Consider the following 22,542-nt stretch of genomic DNA (forward strand, 5'->3'; position numbering starts at 1 on the left):
TATGGCGGGTCCCTTGGAAGGATTGCGTGTAATCGACTTCACTCGCGTGCTTGCGGGCCCGCATTGCACCAAAGCTCTGAGAGATCTCGGGGCCGACGTAACAAAGATCGAGCCCCCATCAGGCGATCTCGCGCGCATCAGCCTCCCGCATGTCGGCGACATGGGTCTGTATTTCGTCCAGCAGAATGCCGGCAAGCGCAATCTGAGCATCGATCTCAATTGGGCGGAAGCGCGGGAGATCGTTACCGATATGTGCAAGGAAGCGGACGTTATCGTCGAGAACTTCCGTCCCGGCACATTGGCCCGCTTCGGATTGTCTTATGAGGATGTTCGCGCCCTCAATCCAAGGGTCGTCTACGTCTCGCTCAGCGGGTATGGCCAGTTCACTTCCTGGAAGAACCGCCCAGCGTTCGCGCCGACGGTGCAGGCCGAGACCGGCTTCACGGCGATGGTAGGCGATCATTTTGGGGAGGCATTATCAGAGCCGCGAAACGACGCCTGCAGTCATGCGGACGTCTATACCGGTTTGCAAGGCGTCGTTGCCATTCTCGCTGCGCTTCACGATCGTCACACCAGCGGAGAGGGACAACACGTCGACGTGTCAATGGCGGCAACAATGATGTCCATCAACGAGCGCGCCGGCGCCATGCTTTCAGGTATAGATACCGACGGCGAACCGATCGCCCTCTCAGCGAACGAATCTCACATTTTCGAGATGTCCGATGGTCGCCGCCTGACGATCGCCGCCAGTCCGATCTATTCGCCTATCTTTGCGCGCTATTGCGCGATGATGCGGCGCAACGATCTGAGAACCGACCCCCGCTTTGCCACAGCCAATCTACGCCGGAAAAATCTCCCTGCGCTCCTCGCGGAGGTGAAAGCCTGGTTATCGACATTTTCCAGTCTTGAGCAATTGCAGGCACAAGTTAGCGAGGCGGGGCTTGCGGTCGGGGTGCTCCGTACCATTGGTGAGTTCGCCGGTTCGGAATGGGTGAAAGAGTGGGGTGCCGTTGTCGAAGTTGATGACCGCGCAGGGGGGGCGGTACGTATGCCGGGGAATCCCTGGATTTTCAGCCGCTCAATGTTGCCGCAGCCCGGCGTGCCCGCCTTCCAAGGCGAGCACAACGAAGAGATTCTCGCTGAACGCAAGATAACGCCGGCTCGTATCAAAGACCTACAAAAGCGAAAGGTCTTGCTCAGCCGCCGCAATCCGGTTGGTACGTACGACTGAAACACACAACTAAAACAGCCAAGGGGGAAGCAAGATGAAGTCGATGAAAACGCTTCAAGGCATAGCAATCTGCGCCGGGATGTCATTGATTGCCGTTGATGCATCTGGTGCCGATATCAAGATTGGCGCGACCGTTTCCGCGACCGGTCCGGCCGCGTCGCTTGGAATCCCCTATCGCAACACGCTTGGTCTGCTGCCGAAGGAAATCGCAGGACAGAAAATCGAATGGGTGATCCTCGATGACGGATCGGATCCAACCAATGCCGTCAAGAACGCGCGTAAGCTAACCAGCGAAGACAATGTCGATATTATACTTGGCGCCAACACGTCGCCGATTGCGCTGGCGCTCGTCGATGTAGCGTCGGAAACAAAGACGCCATTTATGGCGATGGCTTCATCAATTCGTATCGTCAGTCCAATGGACGACAAACGTTACTGGGTGTTCAAGGCCTCTCAAGCCGATGCTTTGATGGTCGGCGCGATTGTCGATCACATGAAGACATCGAACGTCAAGAGGGCCGCGTTCATTGGCGCGAACGATGCCTTTGGCGAGAGCTTCTGGGCTGAATTTGAGCCGGCTGCTAAAAAGGCCGGAATCGAGGTCGTTGCATCCGAGCGCTTCAACCGGACCGACACCAGTGTCACCGGACAAATTCTCAAGATCGTCGGCTCTAAACCCGATGCGGTCTTCATCGCGGCAGTTGGCACGCCAGCGGCGTTGCCGGCGATTGCTCTCAAAGAACGGGGCTACAACGGGTTGCAGTATCAAAGTCACGCCGTGCTCAACGCAGACTTTCTGCGCGTCGGCGGCAAGGCATTGGAGGGAACATTCTTTCCCACTGGCGCGATGCTGATTCCGGAGCAATTGCCGGACAGCAACCCGATCAAAAAGGTCGCACTTGACTACGTCACGCAATACGAGAGGCAATTTGGTGCCGGTACGCGCGCTACATTCGGAGGTCATGCGTACGATAGTTTTCTGACGTTCGCTAATGCCGTGCCAGCCGCATTGAAGGTAGGGAAGCCTGGAACGCCAGAATTCCGGAAGGCGCTCCGCGACGAGATCGAAAAGAGCAAGGATGTTGTCGGCTCGCACGGAATATTCAACATGACGCCCATGGACCATATTGGGCTCGACAATCGAGCCCGGATGATCGTTACCGTAAAGGACGGCACCTGGAAGCTTGTTCCGTAACTGCGTTCGCGCCCAGCTACTTCCGAATATCAATCTCTCGCGTCCCGTCGTTCGAGACACGAGAGCACGCGTTCAAGGTCGTAAAATAACATGGATAGCAGCGTCGCCCTCATTCTTGCTCAGGACGGCATCGTCAACGGTGCGATCTACGGATTGCTCGGGTTGGCGCTGGTGCTCGTCTTTAGCGTCACGCGGGTGATCTTCGTTCCGCAGGGTGAGTTCGTGACTTTCGGAGCGTTGTCGCTCGCAGTGTTACAGACGGGTGCGATCCCCGGCACGTTTTGGTTGCTCCTGGTTGGAACGGCGTGGGCGCTATGCAGCGGCATTCTGTCGATCGCTGCCGGTAGATCGGCATTTGGCGTCCCGTCCGCGATCGCGATGCTCAAGATATCGTTCCCTGCGGTCGTGGCCGCAGTCCTGATTTTAGCCGGCGCCCCGCGAGGTGGTTTGGCTATTCAAGTCCTGACGACGCTGGTCATTGTGGTACCCTTGGGCTCACTGCTCTATCGTATCGTGTACGCGCCGCTCGCATCGTCCTCGATTCTCGTGCTGCTCATCGTGTCAGTGGCGGTGCATCTCGCGTTCGAAAGCGCTGGTCTGCTATTTTTTGGAGCTGAAGGATTCCGGACGCCGGCGATTGTCGATTTCAATCTGAAACTGGGACCGCTGTTTCTCTCGGGTGGCGCGGCCTCTGTGATTGTTGTCGCGGTGGTTTTGATGCTGCTGCTCGTTGTCGGATTTAGCATGACGGTGTTCGGGAAGGCGCTCCGCGCAACCGCCTCGAATGCAACCGGCGCGCGGATCGTCGGTATTCGGCCAGATCGCGCAGGAAGCCTGGCATTCAGCATCGCAGCCTTCATTGGCGTGCTCGGCGGTCTGCTGATCGGGCCGATGACGACAATCTATTATGACGGTGGCTTTCTGATTGCCCTGAAGGGATTTGTTGCGGCGATTATTGGCGGGTTGCACAGCTATCCGTTGACGGTGTTTGGCGCGCTGTTCGTTGGTTTATCGGAGTCGATTGCGTCTTTTTATGCAAGCGCATTCAAGGACGCCATCGTATTCGCACTTATTCTCCCGGTTCTGCTTTGGCGCTCTATTCGAGCGCCGCATCGGGAGGAAGAATGAAGCAAACATCATTCCTCATTCTGTTCCTCGCCTTGGTGACCGCGCTGACCTATTCTGCGCCGGAATTCTATGTGACGCTGTTGGTCTACATTTGCCTCGCGGCGATCGTCTGTTTTGGGTTGGTAATGTTGACGGGCATATGCGGCCTGACGTCGTTCGGGCAGGCCGCCTTCGTTGGATTGGGCGCATATGCGAGCGCGCTGGCAACTACCCAGCTCAGCATATCTCCATGGCTTGGGCTGGTGTTTGCGATCTTGCTGACGGGCTTGGCGGGATGGCTCATCGGCTTTCTCACCCTGCATCTGTCAGGTCATTTTCTTCCTCTCGGCACCATCGCCTGGAGCGTGAGCCTCTATCTCATCGCCGGGAATTTGCAAAGCATCGGCGGACACACCGGGCTAACAGGGATTCCACCGCTATCAATTGGAGGGCATCCAATCGGAACCGCGCGTGAATTTCTTCCGATGGTGCTTGTTTTCACCGGCGTTACGGCATGGTCCTGCCAAAATGTTCTCAATTCCCGCACGGGGCGCGCTCTACGCGCAATCAACGGCCGCGCGGTGATGGCCGAAGCGATGGGGGTCGACACGTTCCGTTACAAGCTGATGATCTTTGTCTTCGCAGCCGTCCTGGCGGGATTGTCTGGATGGCTGTACGCACATTTTCAGCGCTTTATCAATCCAACGCCGTTTAGTCTTCACATGAGTATCGAATACCTCTTCATGATCGTGATAGGGGGGTTGTCTTCTGTGGGTGGTGCGATAACCGGCGCGACAATCGTAACGCTGCTCCATCATTGGCTCGGAGACTTCTTGCCGCGCCTGTTGGGCCAGAGCGGACAATTTGAAACCATCGTATTCTGCGTCATCACAGTTCTATTCCTGCGTTACATGCCGGCCGGCGTCTGGCCGATGATTGTGAAACAAGCGAGGCGCGGCACACCGGCTGCAGAGGTCTCGCCGGCTGTTGCGGACGGGGAGGGTGTCGTGAACTCCGACTCGGGGTTGCCGGCGGAAACTGGAGCCGGAGCTAAGGCGGCTCTCCTCCAGCTAAGCGACATCCGTAAGGAGTTTGGCGGGCTGGTTGCCGTCAACGATGTCAACTTTGAAGTTGAAGGCGGACAGATCGTCGCGTTGATCGGCCCGAACGGTGCCGGAAAGAGCACGATGTTCAATTTGATTACGGGCGTGCTGAGCCCAACCTCTGGCTCGGTAAGTCTGGAAGGCCACCGGCTTGATGCGCTGCCGTCGCGCGCGATTGCGAGGCTCGGTGTCGCTCGTACGTTCCAGCACGTCAAATTGCTCGATGACCTGAGCGTCATCGAGAACGTGGCTATCGGCGCACATCGTTTCGGATCCAGTGGGTTTATCCGCAGTGCGCTGCGGCTTGATCGCGCCGATGAACGACAGCTTATCGCAAGAAGCGAGGAGGCACTAAAATTGACGGCACTTGGCGGACTTGGAGCCCGTCCTTCCGGTCAATTGTCGCTGGGGCAGCAGCGGATCGTAGAGATAGCACGCGCGTTGGCGCTGAGCCCCCGCATTTTGCTGCTTGATGAACCTGCGGCTGGACTTCGTCATCAGGAAAAGCAGCTCCTGGCCAAGCTCATCCGCCATCTTAAGGGGAATGGCATGACGGTTCTGTTGGTCGAGCATGACATGGAATTCCTGATGAATCTTGCCGAACACATCGTCGTCATGGAGTACGGCTGCAAGATAGCAGAGGGAACGTCGAAAGAAATTCAGCAAAATCCCCGTGTGCTTGAAGCCTATCTTGGGGTGGCTTGATGAGCTTGTTGCAAGTCAGCGATGTCCACGTCGCCTATGGCAAGGTCGAGGCCGTGTTTGGCGTTAATCTCGTTGCCGAGCAAGGATGTATTACGACCATCATTGGTCCTAATGGAGCTGGCAAAACGACATTGCTTTCTTCGCTTGCTGGGCTTCATCCGCTGTCCGCCGGTCAAGTGGTTCTTGACGGCGCAGATATTTCCTCGTTGGCCACGGAAGCGCGGCTCGAACGTGGCCTGGTGCTCGTGCCTGAGAAGCGCGAGCTATTCCCCGACATGTCAGTTGAGGACAATCTCAATCTAGGTGCTTATCACCGGCGTTGGACCGGGGGGCGCACGCTACGTGGTGATCTCGATCAAATTTTTTCGCTGTTCCCGCGCCTGAAGGAACGCAGGAAGCAGACTGCCGAAACCCTTTCGGGCGGTGAGCGGCAGATGCTGGCTCTCGGCCGCGCGCTGATGTCGAAGCCGAGGCTCCTGCTGCTGGATGAACCAAGCCTCGGACTCGCCCCACTCATCACACGGCAGATATTCGAGATCATCTCGGATCTCTGCAGGAGCGGCGTATCGATCATCCTTGTCGAACAGAACGCGCGGGCGGCTCTCGCTATTGCGAAATATGGTTACGTAATCGAGCAGGGCCGGGTCGTTCTGCAAGGACTGGCAATCGAACTGGCCGCTGACCCGAAGGTTGCGGGCACCTATCTCGGCAAAAATTGACAGGGACAATCGATGCGCAAGAAGCAGGAGAAGATCGTTATTACCTGTGCCGTCACCGGCGGCATTCACACGCCGACGATGTCCGATGCGTTGCCTTACACCGCCGACGATATCGCGAGTCAGGCAATCGCCGCCGCGGAGGCTGGCGCGTCAATTCTGCATCTGCACGCGCGTGATCCCGAGGACGGCAGTCCGTCGCCGTCACTAGATCATTTCATGCAGTTTTTACCACGCATCAAGCAGGCGACAGATGCGGTAATAAACATAACGACAGGCGGAAGCCTCAACATGACGGTGGAGCAGCGGCTTGCCGCCCCACTCATCGCAAAACCGGAAATGTGCTCGCTGAATATGGGGTCGATGAATTTCGGGATTTTCCCGCTCGCCGATCGATACAAAAAGTGGAAATTCGGTTGGGAAGAAGCCTATCTGCGCAATACGGATGATTTCATTTTCCGTAACACGTTTCGGGACATCGAGCGGATTCTCAAGCTGCTGGGAGACGACCACGGTACTCGCTTCGAACATGAGTGTTACGACGTCGGCCATCTCTACAGCGTTGCTCATTTTCTCGATAGAGGACTCATCAAGCCGCCGTTCTTTGTTCAGATGATTTTTGGCATTTTAGGGGGAATTGGTGCGGACCTGGAGAATATGACCTTCATGAAGCAGACTGCGGACCGCCTATTTGGCGACGCCTATCACTGGTCGGTATTGGCGGCCGGACGGTTTCAAGTGCCGTTCGCGACCCAGGCGCTGTTGCTGGGCGGCAATGTGCGCGTGGGGCTTGAGGACAGCCTTTATATCGGGCGCGGTGAACTCGCGGTTTCGAACGCGCAGCAAGTCATAAAGATCCGTCGGATTGCTGAAGAGTTGGGCTTGGGAGTTGCAACGCCGGCTGAGGCGCGCGCGATGCTGGAGTTGAAAGGTGGTGATTGTGTGGGCTTCTGAGAGTGATGCGGGGTCCAACGGGACTAACTGTGCGCTGGTCATCCCGGTGTATTGGTCGCCAATCGGTACTCGCTTTTACAGAACGGCTCGAACTTGGGAGAATGAGAAATGGATTGTCAACATCAAGTAACTCAATTTGCGCTCGTGTCGATGCCTGATATTGATATGCGCGATGTTCGACTAGGTCAGTTGCTGACCCTGTTGGCAGGACTGTCGATTGTCGTGTTGGTGCGCGGCATTTGTCTGTTTTGCCAATAATCATGTGGGGGGCCAACCTCAACCAGCGCGCGACGTACCCGTCGCGTATTGGTGCCGGCCAGGTAGCTGCTTGCGATCAGCGCGTCGGCCGCAAGCGTGCGCCGCTGATAGGTTCGCAGCTCCTGGCTCTTCCATTCCGTCGTTTTGCCCTCCGGCGTGGCCAGCCGGGCCCGCGGCACCGCGATCTCGATCGGCCCGAACGTGCCCGTCAGCGAGCGCGTCCGGCTGCCATGACGGTGGCCCGTGACGCAGGCTCCTGCTTCATTGCCGGCCATCTTGCTTCGTTCGTAACGCGGCCGTGCCAGCACGGTATCGAGTTCGTCGCGGATCAGTTCTTCGATGAACTGACGCGACCGAGCCCGCACCTCGGCCTCGATCGGGTCAAACCAGTTGTCGAAAAGATCAACAGTCAGCTCAGTCGCAGGCTGCGAGGAATCAGGCTTCGTGGTAGGCTTGTTCATGGCGTAGTCTCCAGTCCGACGCTTCAACGCCGGATGATTCGAGGTTGATCACCCCGGAGACTACGCCAACCTCAAATCCTACCAACTCCGCGACGGCACCGAACGTCCACTACTGGCGGATTGTGTTGAAAAAGTCCGTTTTCGCTCATGACTGAAAATTCTCAGGACCGCTGGTGCGTTTCTCTCGTTGCGACGTGAGGGACCACATGCACTTCCGCCAAAGCGATCGCTTGCCCTCGTATCGTTTCTACCATGCCTTGCAGCGGCAGCAATCGCCAATGCGCTACAATGCGAGATTTTCGGAGCCTCGCGATTTTCGAGTTTTTCAACACAATTGGCGCAAAGCGGCCGTTCCCCAGTACCCGATGCCAACTTTGGGCTAACTTAGAAAAGCCTCAGCAGGTCTTTCCTCGCAGGGCATGCTTGCGGACCTGAAACACGCTCGTTCAGGAAAGCGGATCCAATATTGCTCGCAGGAATTTGCGGTCGCGGTGGCGCCCGCTGGTAGGCGTAAGCCGCAGGTGTGAATGACCTTGGAGAGGCAAAACTCCGAAATTGCCTGGCTGGCCGACCCGAGGACAATCGAAGTGTCTCCTGATAACACTATAGTTTCGGGCGAAAACGCAGCCTTCTATTCGGTTCATTCCCGATGTTCTCTAAGCGAGCACCAACATCTGCATCTGGTACCGCTTACTCGGCCTTGATTCCGGAAGCCTTCACAAACGCGCCCCATCGGACGATTTCAGCTTGCACGAAGTTTTCTGCTTCCGCGCCGTTGGCGCGGCCTGCATCGAGACCGAGTTCATTGAGTTTTTTGTGAAAGGCGTCGCTGGCAACAATTCCGGTTGCCGCCTTGCGCACCTGCTCGATGATTTCGGGCGGCGTGTCGGCCCTCATAGACATGACATGCCACGTGCGGAATTCGTATCCTTCGACGGTCTCGGCGAGGGCCGGGATGTCTGGGGTAGCACGCGAGCGGCTCTCCCCCGTCGTCGACAGCGCCTTGAACTTCCCGGAGCGCACGAGTTCAAGCACCTCTGCCGGGCTCCCGAACATAAAATCCAGTGTCCCGTTCAGCAAATCAGTGACCGCGGCCGCGTTGCCGCGATAGGCGATGTGCGTCACTTCGATGCCGGAGAGAGCTGCGAGCTGCACGACCGCCATATGTGACGGCGATCCGACGCCGGGCGAACCGTAGTTGAGCGCGAAAGGCTTGCTCTTGGCGGCGTCGATCAAATCCTTCAAGCTGTCGATCTTCGTGTCGGCCCGCACGACCAGTACGCTGGCCGATGTGGCAGGAACGGCAATCGTCACGAATGTCTTGGCTGGGTCGTACCCGACTGGAGGTGTGATCGCCGGCGTGATCGCGTGTGTTCCAATATGTCCTGCGAGAAACGTGTATCCGTCTGCAGGGGCCCCGGCAACCGCCGACATTCCAATCACGCTGTTGCCGCCCGGGCGGTTTTCGACCAACACCGTTTGACCGAGCTTCTCGCGCAATCCTTCTGCCAGAATGCGCGCCAGGGTGTCCGAGCTGCCGCCGGCGACGAATGGAACAATGATCTTGATGCTCCGATCCGGCCAAGCCCACGCCGCGGATGAGACGCCGGTCGCCAAAAGAACCAGGGCGATCATGCCAAATAATCGACAGCGCATTTCATTTCTCCAATCATCGCAAAAGCCGTCATCTCGAAGCGAGCCTGTGCGCTACTCCGGCTTGATGTTGCCGGCGGTGACGACGCGGCGCCATTTCTCGATCGATGCATCGATATGAGCGATGTATTCCTGCGGTGTGGAGCCGATGGATTCGTAGCCGATTTCATCGAGACGCCGGCGCAGATCATCGGATTTCAGCGCGCCCTGCGCGACGGTGCTGAGTTGGGAAAGGATCGAGCCCGACAGGTTGGCGGGTGCCACGATTCCGAAGTCCGGAGCTGCGTCTACCTTTGGCAGGCCGGCCTCCGCCATGCTGGGCACGTCAGGCAATTGCGCGATGCGTCCTGTCGTGCTTCCCAAGGCCTTCAGCTTATTGCCGCGAACATGCTCGAGCACGGCGGGGATGGTGCTGAACGTAAAATCGACCTTCCCGCCGAGCAGGTCGATGATGGATGGCCCACCGCCGCGATAAGGCACCGCGACAACGTCGATGCCGGTCTCCTGCCGAAATTGTTCGCAGCCGAGGTGGACCGCCGTGCCGAGGCCGGCGGTCGCCATGCTGAGTGCGCCGGGCTTCGACTTGGCGAACGCGACAAGCTCCTTGACGTTGCTGACCGGAAGTGATTCCGAAACAACCAGCAGCAGCGAGGTCCGTGCCAGCAGGGACACCGGCGTGAAATCTTTCTTGGTGTCATATGGCAGTTTGATGCCGAACAGGCTGGGGTTGATGGCGAACGCGCTGTCGACGACGCCGATCGTGTAACCGTCGGGCGCGGCGGTGGCGATCGCCTGCGTGCCGATGATGCTCGCACCGCCGCCCCGGTTATCGACGAAGAGCGATTGGCCGAGCTTCTCTGCCAAGGCGGCGGCGACGAGCCGCGCTACGATGTCCGACGCGCCACCGGCGGCGTAAGGGACGATGACACGGACAGGTCGCTGCGGAAATTGCTGCGCCTGCGCACGCTGTCCGGACAGCGAGATGGTCGCGGCAGATGTCAATCCGATCAACAGCGTACGCCGGTTGATGCCTTGCATGATTTTCTCTCCCCTTGATTGGGTGACTGTCAGAGGCGGTATTGATCGATCAAGTCCATGTCCGGATCTCCTCCGAGGCCCGGGGCGTCCGGCACGGCGAGGAAACCTGCTTCGATCGGAACGAAGCCGCCGCAGGGGTCGAAGGCGAGGTCGCAATAAAATCTTTCCAGGGCGCTTGCCTTCGCCTTGGCCGCCAGCACGTGAATGGTGGCGAGATAGCCCGGGCCGAAGAAGGGTGAGTGGGGCGCACAGGTCGTTCCGGCCGCTTCCGACTCGGTGCAGATTTGCCAAAGCGGCGTCAGACCGCCGATCTTGATCGCGCTGGGTTGAACATAATCGACGCAGCGTGCTGCGAGCATCTTCTTGAAATCGAGAGCATTGCCGGCATTCTCTCCGATGGCGGTCGGAACGCCAGCCGATTGCCTAAGAGCCGCAAGCGATTCGAAGTCTTCTGGCGGCCAGATAGGTTCTTCGATCCATCGAAGATTGGATGGCGCCATTTCCATAACGGCGGCAGCAGCGTCCGCTGGCAACCACGCGCAATTGGTATCGACCATCAACGGCACGTCCGGGCCCGCCGCGGCACGGGCAGAAGCGACAGCGTTCGCCGTGCGCTCGTGCAACTTGATCTGGCGAAAGCCTTCGCCGAGCACACGATCCACGACGCGGCGGATCTCTTCGGTATTGCCGTCGTATTGAAGCAAGGATGCGTAGACCTCGATACGGTCGCGACGGCGGCCGCCCAGCAACGTCGAAACCGGCAATCCCGCGAGTTTGCCCCGGATGTCCCATAGAGCAATGTCCAGACCGCTGATCGCGTGGACCGTGGCACCGGCACGACCGAGGTTGTGCAAGGTCCGTTCAATCCGCGCCGGCAGTTCGACGTCATCGACTCTTTGGCCTACCGCCAGCGGGGCAGCCCATTGCTCGATCGCCGGAACGACCGCGGACCAAAAGCTGCCATAGGCTTCGCCCCACCCCACCGTGCCCTGATCGGTCGTTACCCTGACCAGGACAGTATCGAGGCTGGTGCGCGGCCGGCCAGCAAACATCGGCGGGGAGGCCCAGTGGTCGAACGGAATCGCGAGTGGAAACGCCGTGATCGTCGCAATCCGGGGTGAGTTCATCGGTTGAGGTGTCCATGGACGAAGCGGCATTTGGCCGGCGCGCCGGGCTGAGCGGCCGTCGGGAGCCATTGTGGGCCCATGATGTACGTGTTCAAAATACTAAAAGCTGCACCAATCATATCCTGAGGTTATGATGTTGAGAATTCGGGAGCTGGAGGTGTTTCGGCGCGTCATGGAGCTCAGCACCATCACCGCGGCTGCCGAGGCGCTTCGCATTTCGCAGCCGGCCGTCAGCCGAACGTTGCAGCACGCGGAGCGACGGCTCGGGTTTCCGCTCTTTTTGGCGGCGAAAGAAGCGATTGTTGGCGACGCCCGAAGCCCAATCGTTGTTTCCAGAGTGCGTCAGCGCGTTCGCGGCTTTCGACGTCGTCCAGAAGCGCGCCGCCGACCTGCAGGCGGGGTGAGCGGGCGGACTCAACATCGCCGCGATTTCGGCCTTCGCAAATGCGTTGCTGCCGACCGCCGTGGCAAAATTCCGCCAGTCGCGGCCTGATGTCGTGATCACGCTGCAGTCGATGAGTGGCGCTCCAGGTCGGCGCCCATCTCGCCAACCACCAGGCGGACCTGGGATTTGTCATCGACTCCATAGCCGCGCCCGGTGTGTCGGTGAGCGATCTTTGGGCGACCGATTTCGGATGTGTCATGCCGCACACGCATCCATTGGCATCGAAGCTTTATGTCGTACCCGCCGATATCGAGTACGAAACACTGATATGTCTGAACAGGCAACTTCCCTTGGGAATCCAAGCTGTAACGCGCCTTCGCCGATGCGGACGTCCCGTTGAAGACTGCAATCGAGGTAGCGCCACAAATTCCTGCAGGCTATTGGCGGCCACAGAGGGATGCGCGACGAGAACGAGAGGCGAAGTCGCCAACAGCGAGATCGGAGCAAAGTCGTTTTTGGTGTTGTAGGGAAGCTTCGTGCGAAACAGACCAGGATTAATGACAAACGCGCTATCCATAATTCCGATCGTTTCGCCTTCGGGGCAGGCGGTCGCGACCGCCTGCGTGCCGACCATGCTCGCGCCGCCACCGCGATTATCGACAATGAAGGGCTGGCCCATGGCACGTTCGAATTCCGGTGCAATCAGCCGTGCAATGATGTCGGAGGCACCTCCCGCGGCATACGGAACGATGACCTTTACTGGTCGTTGCGGGTAAGTCTGCGCCTTGGCTGTTCGCAGAAATGGCGAAACAGAAAGCGCGGTCGCCAGCGCCGAGCCGACGATCGTTCTTCGCGTAAATGAGCGCATTGACCTCCTCCATTGCCCAGGGTCTCTGCCTTGAACAGCGCGGCCCGCGGATCAAGATTGAATTAGACGATCGCGTGGTTTCCCGGCGTCTCATCAATCGTTGAATTTGAAACCGGGTAAGGGGTCTCCCGGCAGGCCCGGATCGGCAATCGCAGCGCAATTGGACTGCATCGGATTCCCAGCCAAGGCGGCCTGAACGAATGCAAGTTCGTCGGGGTAGGCTGCGTGGACCGTTCCGTTATGGCTTACACCGGCATAGGCTTTCCAAACCACATGGCTCCCGGCAGCGCAGAGGGCTGCAACCGCGGCATATTGGCGCTGCGGGTAGATCGACTTGTCGGCCAGGCCTGTGGCGAGAAAGACCGGTACCGGCATTCGAACCGGACTCATGTCTATGACGGCGCTTACACGGTCCGCGATCTCTGGATCTTTCAGGCTGTTTGCCAGGGTCAGGCCGTTGCAGCGAACGACCTGTGCAAGCTCCGCGTTGCATCCCTCGCGGGCGGCCTGGAGCAGTGGCTTCCCTACCTCAGTAACGAGGTCGTCCGGCTTTATCGCGTCGTCCCCGAGAGCACCGCCGATCATCATGAGAATGGTGAGTTGCGGCGGAACTGAACGCGCAAAACTCTGCTCGCTTGAAGGCTTCTTGTCTGCCGGGGGAAACGCGGAAATGATGCCGGTTGCGATCGATGCCTTGATGTTGAGGTCGGGCGCGTAAGAGGGCGCCAGACGCGTTGCGCCGAGCGAGGCGCCGGAGCCTTGCGACTGACCCGTGATGATGATGGTGTTGGCGATCTGTCCGTTCGAATGGCCGAGTGCTGCTCTTGCGGCATCGAGCACCGAGCGTCCTTCTGCTCCCCAATTGAGATAGGGATGCGGGCCGGGGCCGCCAAGACCCTGGTAGTCAGTCGCAACGACAGCGAAACCTTGTTCCAGCCAATTGTTGATGTACTCGCCGTCGCGCGGGCGATGCCTGCTCCAGGATGGCGCGCACCTGTCAGAGGCGCCAAGCGTGCCGTGCGCCCAGGCAACAAGCGGCCATCCGCCCTGTGGCGCGGCTCGCTTCGGAAGATAAAGTGTGCCGCTTACCGGAATGATGCCGGATCGCCATCTTGCATCCGTCGAAGTGTACAGGATTCGCCTCGCCGTTGCCGCCGCAACGATCTCAGGCTGATCGGGTAACCCCTCCTGGCGTAGCATGAGACCTGGCTTCTCGGGCAAAGCGCCGGTCCAGCGGTAGAATGGCGACAGATCCTGGTCACCAACGGTCGGTCCCTGAGGTAGCGACTCCGCCGCGGCGTAAAGCACGCCCGCATGAGGCGAGGCGCAGAGAGCGAGTACGGTGACGCTCATTCTTGCAAGTGCTTTCATTGCTTTCTTCCCTACGGTGTTTGGCGCAGCACTCAAAGCTGCGCCCGCTTGTGACTGGTCGCGTTCCTCCGTACGGCGCCAGGTCCTGCGCACGTACCGAGCTACGCATATTTTTCGCACTCGAAAGGCGCGTTGGCAGCCAGTCGAGAATCCTATTCCACCTGTAGCCCGATCCGGCGGATGACATCTCGCCACTTTTCCGATTCCGCCTTGAGCAGCGCAGCCGCTTGCGCTGGGCTCGTAACCCGCGGCTCGAGGCCGATCTTGGCGGACTGAGCCACCGCGTCGGGCCCCAGCAGCACGGCATTGAGTGCGGCGTTGACCTTCCCGACGGTTTCGTCCGGCATCGCTGCCGGACCGTAGAGCGCGAACCATGTCTCGACCTGATAGCTGGGCAAGCCTGCCTCCGCCGAACTCGGCACGTCCGGCAGCAGCGGCGTACGGTGCCGCGACGGGACGACCAAGGGTCGCAATTTTCCATCGGCGATGTAGGGTGCCGAGTTGCTGACAGCGTCGACCATCACCTGCAGCTTTCCGCCGAGCACATCGGTCAGCGCCGGTCCGTTGCCGCCATAGGGAATATGCAGTATCTCGAAGCCCGCCATGTTCTTCAGCAACTTGCCGGCGAGATGCAGAATGACGCCGGTCGCGGAACCGTAGGCGAGCTTGGTTGGGTTCGCCTTGCCGTAGGCGATGAGTTCCTGCAGATTGTTGACAGGCGCCAGGATTGACCGAGATCACCAGAGGCCCGGTGCCGATCAGCCCCAGCGAAGTGAAGTCGTTGATCCCGTCATAGGGTGCGAGCTTGCGCAGATGTGGATTCACCGCGTGGGTGGATACGCCACCGAGCAGCGTGTAGCCGTCGGGTGCCGACTTTGCGACGAATTTCGATCCGATGATCGCCCCCGCGCCTGGCCGGTTATCGATGACGATCGACTGCCCCAGCCAGTCGCGCATGCGCTCCGCGATGAAACGCGCGACGACATCGCTGCTCCCGCCGGCAGCATAGGGCACGATCAGCTTGACGATGCGGCTGGGATAATCGCTCTGCGCGCGGGCAAGCCACGGAGTTGCGAGCGCACCGAGCAGGCCAAGGCTAACCCGCCGCGTCAGCCCTCTCGCCGTTGTCATCCTGTTTCTCCCGGTCTTTCGACTGTCCGCACGGCGCGCGGCGCTATTTTTCTGCCTTCGAGCATGCCCGCCGTTTCCGCCTTGAGCAGGCCGAAACCGCCTGCAATCGACCACCACATATGATCCGCGCGATGAACGATCAGGCATTCGAGGCTACGGTGCATCAGGTCGCCCTCGTAGGAATGGCCGAGTGCGATGTGCGCGACTTCTTCGGGTAGCCCCACTGCGATGCAGATGTGGGCGCCGTAGACCGGATGACGCAGTGCGGGCGAACCGGCCTGCGACTTGTCTGCTTCCCATCGTCTGCGGTTGACGGGATCAAACTCCCAGGCCTTGCCGACATCGTGCAGCAGTGCACCCGCCAGAACGATGTCGCGGTCGACAATGGCTTCGGGAAATTCCTGCGCAAATTCGTCTGCGATCGCGATCGAGATTCGGGCCACGCTGCGCAGATGTATCGCCTGGCTGCCGCGCTTCAGCGCGAAGACGCCGGGCGTCGCTTCTCCGGGAATGGCGCTGATGCGCGGAAAATCCGTTTCCGCCAATGCATAGGCCCAGGCCTCGACGGCTTTGTGGCGCAGTTCTTCATCACGAACGTGCGCAAGTTCCGGCAGATCCTCGAGCACTGTCGCGCGCAGCGCGTCTGTGACGGGGCGGGGCGGGCGTCGATCAAGGAAATACATGGACAACCATTATTCGTCTCAACCGGATGTTGCCGCCGCCCACAACATAGTTTCAAATACCGATTTGGTCATAGTTCATGCTCTGGAGTTATATATGGCGATCAGCGTACGCGAGATGGACGTGTTCCGATGCGTGATGCAATCGGGCTCGGTGACCAACGCGGCCATCACCTTGAACATCTCCCAACCGGCGGTCAGCCGTATGCTGCAACAGGCGGAGGAGCGTCTCGGTTTCAGGTTGTTTGAACGCGAGAAGAAGCGCCTGAAGCCGACGACCGAGGCGCAGACGCTTTTCGCAGAAGTCGTGAACGTGTTCGCGGCGATCGAGCACACCCAACGGCTGGCGGTCGAACTTCGCGACGGTCAGGCGGGGCTGCTGACGGTTGCGACCGTCACCGGCTTCGGCCACACCATCGTGCCGCAGGCGGTCCGGCGCTTTCGCGCCGAACGGCCGGACGTCTCCATTGTCATTCAAACATTGACAGGGCCGGAGGTCGTCACCCGCGTCGCCCAAGGGCGAGCTGATCTCGGTCTGACTGTCGGCCCGATTGGGGATCAGTCCCTTGAAAGCACCATTCTCTGCACGACCAAGCTCGGTTGCGTGCTGCCGGTCGGCCACCGGCTTGCGGCCAAGGCTGCATTGAGCGCGCCCGATCTTGCCGACGAGCCAGTGATCTGTCCGGGCCCGCATTTGTCGATCGGGGCCGCGATCGTCATTGCGTTTGCCGAGGCCAATCTACGCTTGCGCATCGCGGTCGAGACGTCGCAGTCGAATATCGCCTGCGAGTTGGTGCGCGCCGGTGCCGGAATCGCGATCCTGGACGGCCTCGGCTTGCTCAGTGCGCGAGCCCCCGACCTGGTCACACGTCCATTCGCACCGAGCCTGCAAAGCGTCGCACGCTTGCTGAAAGGCACAAAACGACCGGCTTCTCGTCTTGTGGAAGAGTTTGCCGGCGTCGTGCAGAGGGTTACGGCCGAGAGCGGCTTGTAACGATGCAGAATCGCACTCGGTTGGCGGAAGCGATTGCCGAAATGCGCCAGTGCGACGAAAGCGGTTTGACGGACGGGCTCTCTCACGCCAAGCACCTCGGAGCCTCTTTGTGCTGCGCCATTAGTTCTCTCCGTCCAGGCTGCATTCGGCCGCCCGGGCAAGGAGAGTAAATCGAGCGTGACCGCAAAAGCGGCTTTAGTGAACCGATTTTGGCTGCGGCACTATCCCGATGGAATGCCCGCCGATGTCGATGTTAGCCAGTATTCTTTGTTGGTCGAACTGTTCGAGGAAAGGTTTGCGAGGTTTGCGGATAGCAAAGCGGCTATCTCTATGGACAAGGCGATCACCTACGGCGAACATCGACAAGATGTCATGCGCCATCGGTCTGCAAAGCAAATGTCTCGCGAAAAGGGCCCGCATTGCGGAAGGCGGCGCGGAAATGGTTTCGTATGCATTTTGAGGCATTACGCGTCGCGTCCAAGGGAAACGACAACATCGGCCGCTTCCTGACCCTGTGTGGCAACGAACCCCCGCACGAGTACATTCACAACTCATGCCGCATGGCCGTTGCGCATGCAGGGAAGCGCTCGAAGTCCGACCCCGATGATGCCCACGAAATAGCATACGGCTGCACGCGTGATGCATACGCTGGCACGGCACTTTATCGAGCAGGAGTTCGCCATTTTGGACGTGATCTACTCGGGCGATTGAGCCGCGAATATCGAGGTACCAGCGTCATTTGATCATTCCTCGGCCGTGGGGCAGTCGTGGCCTCCGCCTTCGGAGGGCAACGCTCATTCTTCGAGCCCAATATAGGCCGAAGCTTTCGCATGTCTGCGGTTCTGATAGCGCAAACGCCAACCTCGGGATCGCCGCCCGCAGGTTTCCTTGATCTATCGCCGCCAAAACAACGATGGCGTTTGTTCGATCCTAGGCATGGCCAGAGCGGCACGTTACTTTGCGGGGGATTGGTAAGGAGGGTCGGAACTAGCGCGGTACTGCATGAACTCGTTCGGTACTGCAATGCTGTACCGGACAAGGCACGGCGTCATCGAAGGACGAACAGGCGATCGACTTAAGAACTTGAAATGAAAGGAAAATGCCCCAATAGTCAGCTTTGAATTTCTGTCGGCCCAAAAATCAACTATTCCATTTGCGACGATAAAGCGAAATAACATCAATATGTTAGCGCATCGATTTTGCATTGCACCCATGATGGATTGGACCGACCGGCATTGCCGCGTGTTCCACCGTCTGATGACGCGGCGGGCGCGGCTCTACACCGAGATGCTGACGACCGGCGCCATCATTCATGGCGACCGCGTGCGGCTGCTCGGTTTTGATGCGAGCGAGCATCCGGTGGCGCTGCAGCTTGGCGGGTCCGATCCGCGCGATCTCGCTGCCGCTGCGAAGATCGGCGAGGATTTCGGCTATGACGAGATCAACCTCAATGTCGGCTGTCCGTCCGACCGGGTGAAGGACGGCCGCTTCGGCGCCTGCCTGATGGCGGAGCCGGCGCTGGTCGCCGCGGGCGTCGCCGCGATGAAGCGCGCGGTGAACATCCCGGTCACGGTCAAATGCCGTATCGGCATCGACGACCAGGATCCCGAAGTGGCGCTCGACGTGCTCGCGCGCGGCGTCGTCGCGGCAGGCGCCGATGCGTTGATCGTGCATGCGCGCAAGGCCTGGCTCAACGGCTTGTCGCCGAAGGAAAACCGCGACATCCCGCCGCTCGATTACAACAGGGTCTATCGGCTGAAAGCCGCATTGCCTGAGGTGCCCATCATGATCAATGGTGGCGTCGGCAGCCTCGCCGAAGCGAAGGCGCATCTTGGCCATGTCGATGGCGTGATGCTGGGACGGGCGGCCTACCAGGAGCCGTGGCGATTATTGACGGTCGATTCCGAATTGTTTGGCGAGACGGCACCGCATGCCAGCATGAAAGATGTCTTCCATGCGATGATGCCTTACATCGAAGACCAGCTCGGGCAGGGCACGCGGCTGCATTCGATGACGCGGCATTTCGTCGGCGCCTTTCACGGCGTGCCGGGGGCGCGCGCGTTCCGCCGTCACCTCGCCGAGAACGGCGTCAGGCAAGGCGCCGGCGTCAACGTGTTGTGCGATGCAATCGCGCTGGTTGACACCTGCGCGGCGTCCTCGATCGCAGCGTAACGCTACACGACCTTCGAACGAGCCAGCTGCCGGTCCAACAGATATCGCCTTGACAGCGCAATCATCCCGTCCGTAACCTCAGCGCATAAAATCAAAAAGACATCGACCAAGGAGAAAACTACAAAAAAGGGAGGAGTGAGAATGCTCAGATACACGTCTGTTGTCGTGGCTGCTGCCCTCGGACTCGCCGCCACCTTTACGGAGCCAGCTTTGGCTCAGACCCCGGCTCCGGCGCCGAAGCCCCTGCTGTTGAAGGGGCAATCGACCCATCCCGCGTCGTCGAACTTTCACCTCATCTTCAAATTGTGGGCCGAGACCGTCGAGAAAATGTCTGGCGGTCGTCTCAAGATCGAGACTCTCCCCGCCGGCGCGATCGTTCCCCCGTTCGAGGTATTCGACGCAACCTCCAAGAACGTCCTCGATGTTGGAATGGCGCCGTTTGGCTACATTCTCGGGCGCAACACCGCCACCATCCCGATGTCGCACGGTCCGCTGTTCGGCATGGACGGGCAGGACTATTGGGCCTGGTACTATGACGGCGGCGGCATGAAGCTGCTGGAAGAGTTCTACCGCGACGTCCTCAAACTCAACGTCGTCGGCTTCCCGATCCCGACCGATTATCCGCAAGGGATGGGCTGGTTCAAGAAGGAGATCAACAGCCTCGCCGATCTCAAGGGCCTGAAGTATCGCATCTACGGTATCGGCGCCGAGACCTACGGCCGGCTCGGCGTGTCGGTCGTGACCATACCGGGCGGCGAAATCGTTCCGGCGATGGAGCGCGGCGTGATCGAAGGCGCGGAGTGGATCAACTGCGAGGAGGACAAGAAGCTCGGTTTGCACCAGGTCGCGAAGCACTACTACACCCCTGGCATGCACGAGCCCGTCACCGGCGGTCAGCTGATCATCAACGGCGAGGTCTGGAAGAAGCTCACACCGGACTTGCAGGAGATCATCAAGGTTGCCAGCGTCTATGCCACGACGCAGCGCAATTTCGCCTTCAACCGCGAGACCGCGCTGGCCTGCCAGGAGCTCATCAAGATGGGCGTCCAGATGCATCGCACGCCGGATGATGTCCTGAAGAACTTCCTCGACGAGTGGGAGAAGATCCAGGTCGAGTACGCCGCCAAGAACCCCTTCTACAAGAAGGCGATGGACAGCCAGAAAGCGTACGCCGAACAGATCGTTCCGTTCAAGCTTTCCTGGTTCCCACCGTACAATTTTGCCGGCGAGTATTACTGGAAGGACAAGATCTACCTGAAGAAGTGATCCGCTTTCTTTGATTGCGCGTCGCGTGCTGCTGGCGTCGGGATACCCGACGCCAGTTGCTTCTAAGGGAGATCATTCATGTCGGTTGACACCGGAGCCTCTCAACCTGCCGGCGTGGGGAGCGAATTTCCGCGCGCCTTCTACACCATCATTCGGGCGATCGACCGGTTCTCGGACGTCACCGGCCGGATCATCGCCTTGACGATGCTGTTCCTCGTGGTGACGATCTCCTACGAGGTCGTGATGCGGTACGGGTTCAATGCCCCGACCGTCTGGGTTTACGAGTCGAGCTTCATGGCCAACGGCGCGGCCTTCATGCTCGCCTGCGGATATGCGCTCTACAAAGGCGCGCACGTTCGAACCGACATCTACTGGGAGAACTTTTCGGAACGCACCAAGGGGATCATCGACATGATCTCCTACATCCTGCTGTTCTACCCGGTCATGATCACCTTCATGCTGATCAGCTTCGACGCCGCGTTGCATTCCTGGGACACCGGCGAACGGTCGCAGGAAAGCGTGTGGCGCGTGATCATGTGGCCGTTCCGCGCCACCGTGCCGTTGGCGGCCGTCCTGCTCATGATCCAGGGCGTGTCCGAAGTATTGAAGTGCTGGTACCAGATCCAGTTCGGGCGCGAGTTCGAGCACAAGGAAAAGATCGAGATATGACCGGTCTAGAGCTGCTTGGCCTGTTCATGCTGCTGGTGATGCTGGGGGCGATCTTCATCGGCCTGCCGATCAGCTTCACGCTGCTTTTTCTCGCCGGCGTGTTCGGCTACATCGGGATGGGAGAGCGGGTGCTCAGCCTCGCTTACCTGCAGACCATCGGCATCATGAAGCAGGATGAGTTGGTCGCGGTGCCCATGTTCATCCTGATGGGCTTCATCTGCGATCAGGCGGGGCTGATGGAACGGCTGTTCAGGGCGTTCCGCGACCTGTTTGCGCCGCTCAAGGGCGCGCTTTATGTGGTCGTCATCGTCACCGCGACGCTGTTCGGCATCGCTGCCGGAACGGTGGGCGCGACGGTGGCGCTGCTCGGCATCATGGCCGGGCCGATGATGATCCGCGCCGGTTACGACGTGCGCATGTCGGCGGGCGCGATCGCGGCCGGCGGCACGCTCGGCATCCTGATTCCGCCGTCGGTGATGCTGGTCGTGATGGCGCCGGTGCTGGATATCTCGATCATCGACCTTTACGCGGCGGCGTTCGGTCCGGGCTTCCTGCTATCCGGCATGTTCATCGCCTACACGCTGATCCGCTGTCATTTCAATCCCAAACTCGGTCCGCCCGTGCCGCTCGACGAGCGGCCGGAATCGATGAAGATCGTGCTGTGGGAGTGCCTGGTCGGCCTCGTTCCGGTGACGGTGCTGACCGTCGTCACGCTGGGGGCGATCCTTGCCGGCATCACGACGGCGGCGGAGGCGGCAGCCCTCGGCGCGCTCGGCGCCATCCTGCTGGTCATCCTGTACGGCAAATTCACGTGGAGCGGGTTGCTGCAGGCCTGTTACAGCACGATGGCGACCACCAGCATGGTGCTGCTGCTCGCCGTCGCCTCCAACGTGTTCGGTGCCGTGTTCGCGTGGCTCGGCACGGCGAGCTGGATGACCAATGCCCTGCTTGCCTCGCCGCTGCCGGCATGGGGCACCATGACGCTGCTGCTGACCCTGATATTCCTGCTCGGCTGGCCGTTCGAATGGCCGGCGATCGTGTTTATCTTTCTGCCCATGCTGGCGCCGGTGGCCAAGGGGCTCGGCTACGACATGGTGTGGTTCGGCTGCATCGTCGCGGTGGTTCTGCAGACCGCGTTCCTGTCTCCACCCGTCGCGATGTCGGCCTACTATCTCAAGCAGGTCGTGCGGGAATGGAACCTGCGGTTGATCTACCGCGGCATGGCGGACTTCATGGTCATCCAGGTTCTCTGCGTGATCCTGGTGCTGATCTTCCCCGCGATTGCGATGTGGTTTCCTGGCTGGTTGCAGGCCCGCAGGGATGCCGAACGCAAGAAGGTGCAGATCGAGTATGTGGTGCCCGTACAAATCGCCGCCTCGGCGGTCGGACCGAATTGACTCTTGTCGTCGCAAGAACATGAGAACTCGCCCGTTTGGTCCGAGCGGCGCGAGCGACGGA

20 protein-coding genes and 3 pseudogenes are annotated in these 22,542 nt (G+C 59.7%); 14 read left to right on the forward strand and 9 right to left on the reverse strand.

Features of this window, described 5'->3' with window-relative positions; all coding sequences use genetic code 11:
• The first annotated feature begins 1 nt into the window (after position 1).
• The 6 genes from ACSQ84_RS04225 (at position 2) to ACSQ84_RS04250 (ending at position 7,011) form a co-directional block, all read left to right on the forward strand.
• Entirely contained in the window at positions 2-1,231 is a 1,230-nt protein-coding gene (locus tag ACSQ84_RS04225; protein WP_436210366.1) for a CaiB/BaiF CoA transferase family protein, read from the forward strand.
• 34 nt (positions 1,232-1,265) lie between these two features.
• Positions 1,266-2,426, forward strand: a complete 1,161-nt coding sequence (locus ACSQ84_RS04230; RefSeq protein WP_436210367.1) for an ABC transporter substrate-binding protein — start codon at positions 1,266-1,268, stop codon at positions 2,424-2,426.
• 90 nt (positions 2,427-2,516) lie between these two features.
• Positions 2,517-3,554 (forward strand): branched-chain amino acid ABC transporter permease, encoded by a 1,038-nt coding sequence (locus ACSQ84_RS04235; protein WP_436210368.1) that lies wholly within the window; start codon positions 2,517-2,519, stop codon positions 3,552-3,554.
• A complete protein-coding gene (locus tag ACSQ84_RS04240) occupies positions 3,551-5,341 on the forward strand; it encodes a branched-chain amino acid ABC transporter ATP-binding protein/permease (RefSeq protein ID WP_436210369.1) in 1,791 nt (596 codons plus the stop codon). Before ACSQ84_RS04235 ends, ACSQ84_RS04240 begins: the two co-directional genes overlap by 4 nt.
• Entirely contained in the window at positions 5,338-6,060 is a 723-nt protein-coding gene (locus ACSQ84_RS04245) for an ABC transporter ATP-binding protein (RefSeq protein ID WP_436210370.1), read from the forward strand. The genes ACSQ84_RS04240 and ACSQ84_RS04245 overlap by 4 nt, the downstream gene beginning before the upstream one ends.
• 12 nt (positions 6,061-6,072) lie before the next feature.
• Positions 6,073-7,011 carry a 3-keto-5-aminohexanoate cleavage protein gene (locus ACSQ84_RS04250; protein ID WP_436210371.1) on the forward strand — a complete coding sequence of 313 codons (939 nt, stop codon included), beginning with the start codon at positions 6,073-6,075 and terminating at the stop codon, positions 7,009-7,011.
• A gap of 281 nt (positions 7,012-7,292) precedes the next feature.
• Here ACSQ84_RS04250 and ACSQ84_RS04255 read toward each other — a convergent pair.
• From ACSQ84_RS04255 to ACSQ84_RS04270, 4 genes and pseudogenes are all read right to left on the reverse strand, one after another.
• Positions 7,293-7,730: pseudogene (locus ACSQ84_RS04255) on the reverse strand (transposase); the annotation flags it as partial.
• A gap of 690 nt (positions 7,731-8,420) precedes the next feature.
• On the reverse strand, positions 8,421-9,365 hold the full coding sequence (locus ACSQ84_RS04260; RefSeq protein ID WP_436210372.1) for a Bug family tripartite tricarboxylate transporter substrate binding protein: 945 nt from the start codon (positions 9,363-9,365) through the stop codon (positions 8,421-8,423).
• 72 nt (positions 9,366-9,437) lie between these two features.
• Positions 9,438-10,421: a Bug family tripartite tricarboxylate transporter substrate binding protein gene (locus tag ACSQ84_RS04265; protein WP_436210373.1), complete on the reverse strand. Its 984-nt coding sequence runs from the start codon at positions 10,419-10,421 to the stop codon at positions 9,438-9,440.
• 29 nt (positions 10,422-10,450) lie between these two features.
• Positions 10,451-11,617 (reverse strand): mandelate racemase/muconate lactonizing enzyme family protein, encoded by a 1,167-nt coding sequence (locus ACSQ84_RS04270; protein ID WP_436210374.1) that lies wholly within the window; start codon positions 11,615-11,617, stop codon positions 10,451-10,453.
• A 64-nt stretch (positions 11,618-11,681) separates the two neighbouring features.
• Here ACSQ84_RS04270 and ACSQ84_RS04275 point away from each other — a divergent pair, with 64 nt between their 5' ends.
• On the forward strand, positions 11,682-12,041 hold the full coding sequence (locus tag ACSQ84_RS04275; RefSeq protein ID WP_436210375.1) for a helix-turn-helix domain-containing protein: 360 nt from the start codon (positions 11,682-11,684) through the stop codon (positions 12,039-12,041).
• Between the two features lie 26 nt (positions 12,042-12,067).
• Positions 12,068-12,460 (forward strand): LysR substrate-binding domain-containing protein, encoded by a 393-nt coding sequence (locus tag ACSQ84_RS04280; protein WP_436211176.1) that lies wholly within the window; start codon positions 12,068-12,070, stop codon positions 12,458-12,460.
• Here the strand turns inward: ACSQ84_RS04280 and ACSQ84_RS04285 are convergent.
• The 5 genes and pseudogenes from ACSQ84_RS04285 to ACSQ84_RS04305 form a co-directional block, all read right to left on the reverse strand.
• Positions 12,361-12,801 (reverse strand): annotated as a pseudogene (locus ACSQ84_RS04285) (Bug family tripartite tricarboxylate transporter substrate binding protein); the annotation flags it as partial. The gene ACSQ84_RS04280 and the pseudogene ACSQ84_RS04285 overlap by 100 nt on opposite strands.
• A 93-nt stretch (positions 12,802-12,894) precedes the next feature.
• Complete coding sequence (locus ACSQ84_RS04290) at positions 12,895-14,265, reverse strand: lipase family protein (protein WP_436211177.1); 1,371 nt, start codon at positions 14,263-14,265, stop codon at positions 12,895-12,897.
• A gap of 59 nt (positions 14,266-14,324) precedes the next feature.
• Complete coding sequence (locus ACSQ84_RS04295; RefSeq protein WP_436211178.1) at positions 14,325-14,900, reverse strand: Bug family tripartite tricarboxylate transporter substrate binding protein; 576 nt, start codon at positions 14,898-14,900, stop codon at positions 14,325-14,327.
• Positions 14,901-14,907: 7 nt separating this feature from the next.
• Positions 14,908-15,303 (reverse strand): annotated as a pseudogene (locus ACSQ84_RS04300) (Bug family tripartite tricarboxylate transporter substrate binding protein); the annotation flags it as partial.
• Positions 15,300-15,929, reverse strand: coding sequence for an HD domain-containing protein (locus ACSQ84_RS04305; RefSeq protein ID WP_436210376.1), 630 nt, complete (start codon positions 15,927-15,929; stop codon positions 15,300-15,302). The gene ACSQ84_RS04305 and the pseudogene ACSQ84_RS04300, both read right to left, overlap by 4 nt.
• Positions 15,930-15,984: 55 nt before the next feature.
• On the opposite strand from ACSQ84_RS04305, the gene ACSQ84_RS04310 reads away from it, so the two are divergent.
• The 6 genes from ACSQ84_RS04310 to ACSQ84_RS04335 all read left to right on the forward strand — a co-directional run bounded on the left by ACSQ84_RS04310 (position 15,985) and on the right by ACSQ84_RS04335 (position 22,481).
• Complete coding sequence (locus tag ACSQ84_RS04310) at positions 15,985-16,977, forward strand: LysR substrate-binding domain-containing protein (RefSeq protein ID WP_436210377.1); 993 nt, start codon at positions 15,985-15,987, stop codon at positions 16,975-16,977.
• A gap of 177 nt (positions 16,978-17,154) precedes the next feature.
• A complete protein-coding gene (locus ACSQ84_RS04315) occupies positions 17,155-17,487 on the forward strand; it encodes a hypothetical protein (RefSeq protein ID WP_436210378.1) in 333 nt (110 codons plus the stop codon).
• Between the two features lie 672 nt (positions 17,488-18,159).
• The gene (gene dusA / locus ACSQ84_RS04320; RefSeq protein WP_436210379.1) at positions 18,160-19,149 is read left to right on the forward strand and encodes a tRNA dihydrouridine(20/20a) synthase DusA; all 990 of its coding nucleotides are present in this window, start codon (positions 18,160-18,162) and stop codon (positions 19,147-19,149) included.
• A 210-nt stretch (positions 19,150-19,359) separates the two neighbouring features.
• A complete protein-coding gene (locus tag ACSQ84_RS04325; RefSeq protein WP_436210380.1) occupies positions 19,360-20,415 on the forward strand; it encodes a TRAP transporter substrate-binding protein in 1,056 nt (351 codons plus the stop codon).
• A 78-nt stretch (positions 20,416-20,493) separates the two neighbouring features.
• Positions 20,494-21,084 (forward strand): TRAP transporter small permease subunit, encoded by a 591-nt coding sequence (locus ACSQ84_RS04330; RefSeq protein ID WP_436210381.1) that lies wholly within the window; start codon positions 20,494-20,496, stop codon positions 21,082-21,084.
• Positions 21,081-22,481 carry a TRAP transporter large permease gene (locus tag ACSQ84_RS04335; protein ID WP_436210382.1) on the forward strand — a complete coding sequence of 467 codons (1,401 nt, stop codon included), beginning with the start codon at positions 21,081-21,083 and terminating at the stop codon, positions 22,479-22,481. The genes ACSQ84_RS04330 and ACSQ84_RS04335 overlap by 4 nt, the downstream gene beginning before the upstream one ends.
• Positions 22,482-22,542: the final 61 nt, after the last annotated feature.

It is taken from the genome of Bradyrhizobium sp. LjRoot220 (assembly GCF_964252915.1).
Lineage (GTDB): Bacteria > Pseudomonadota > Alphaproteobacteria > Rhizobiales > Xanthobacteraceae > Bradyrhizobium.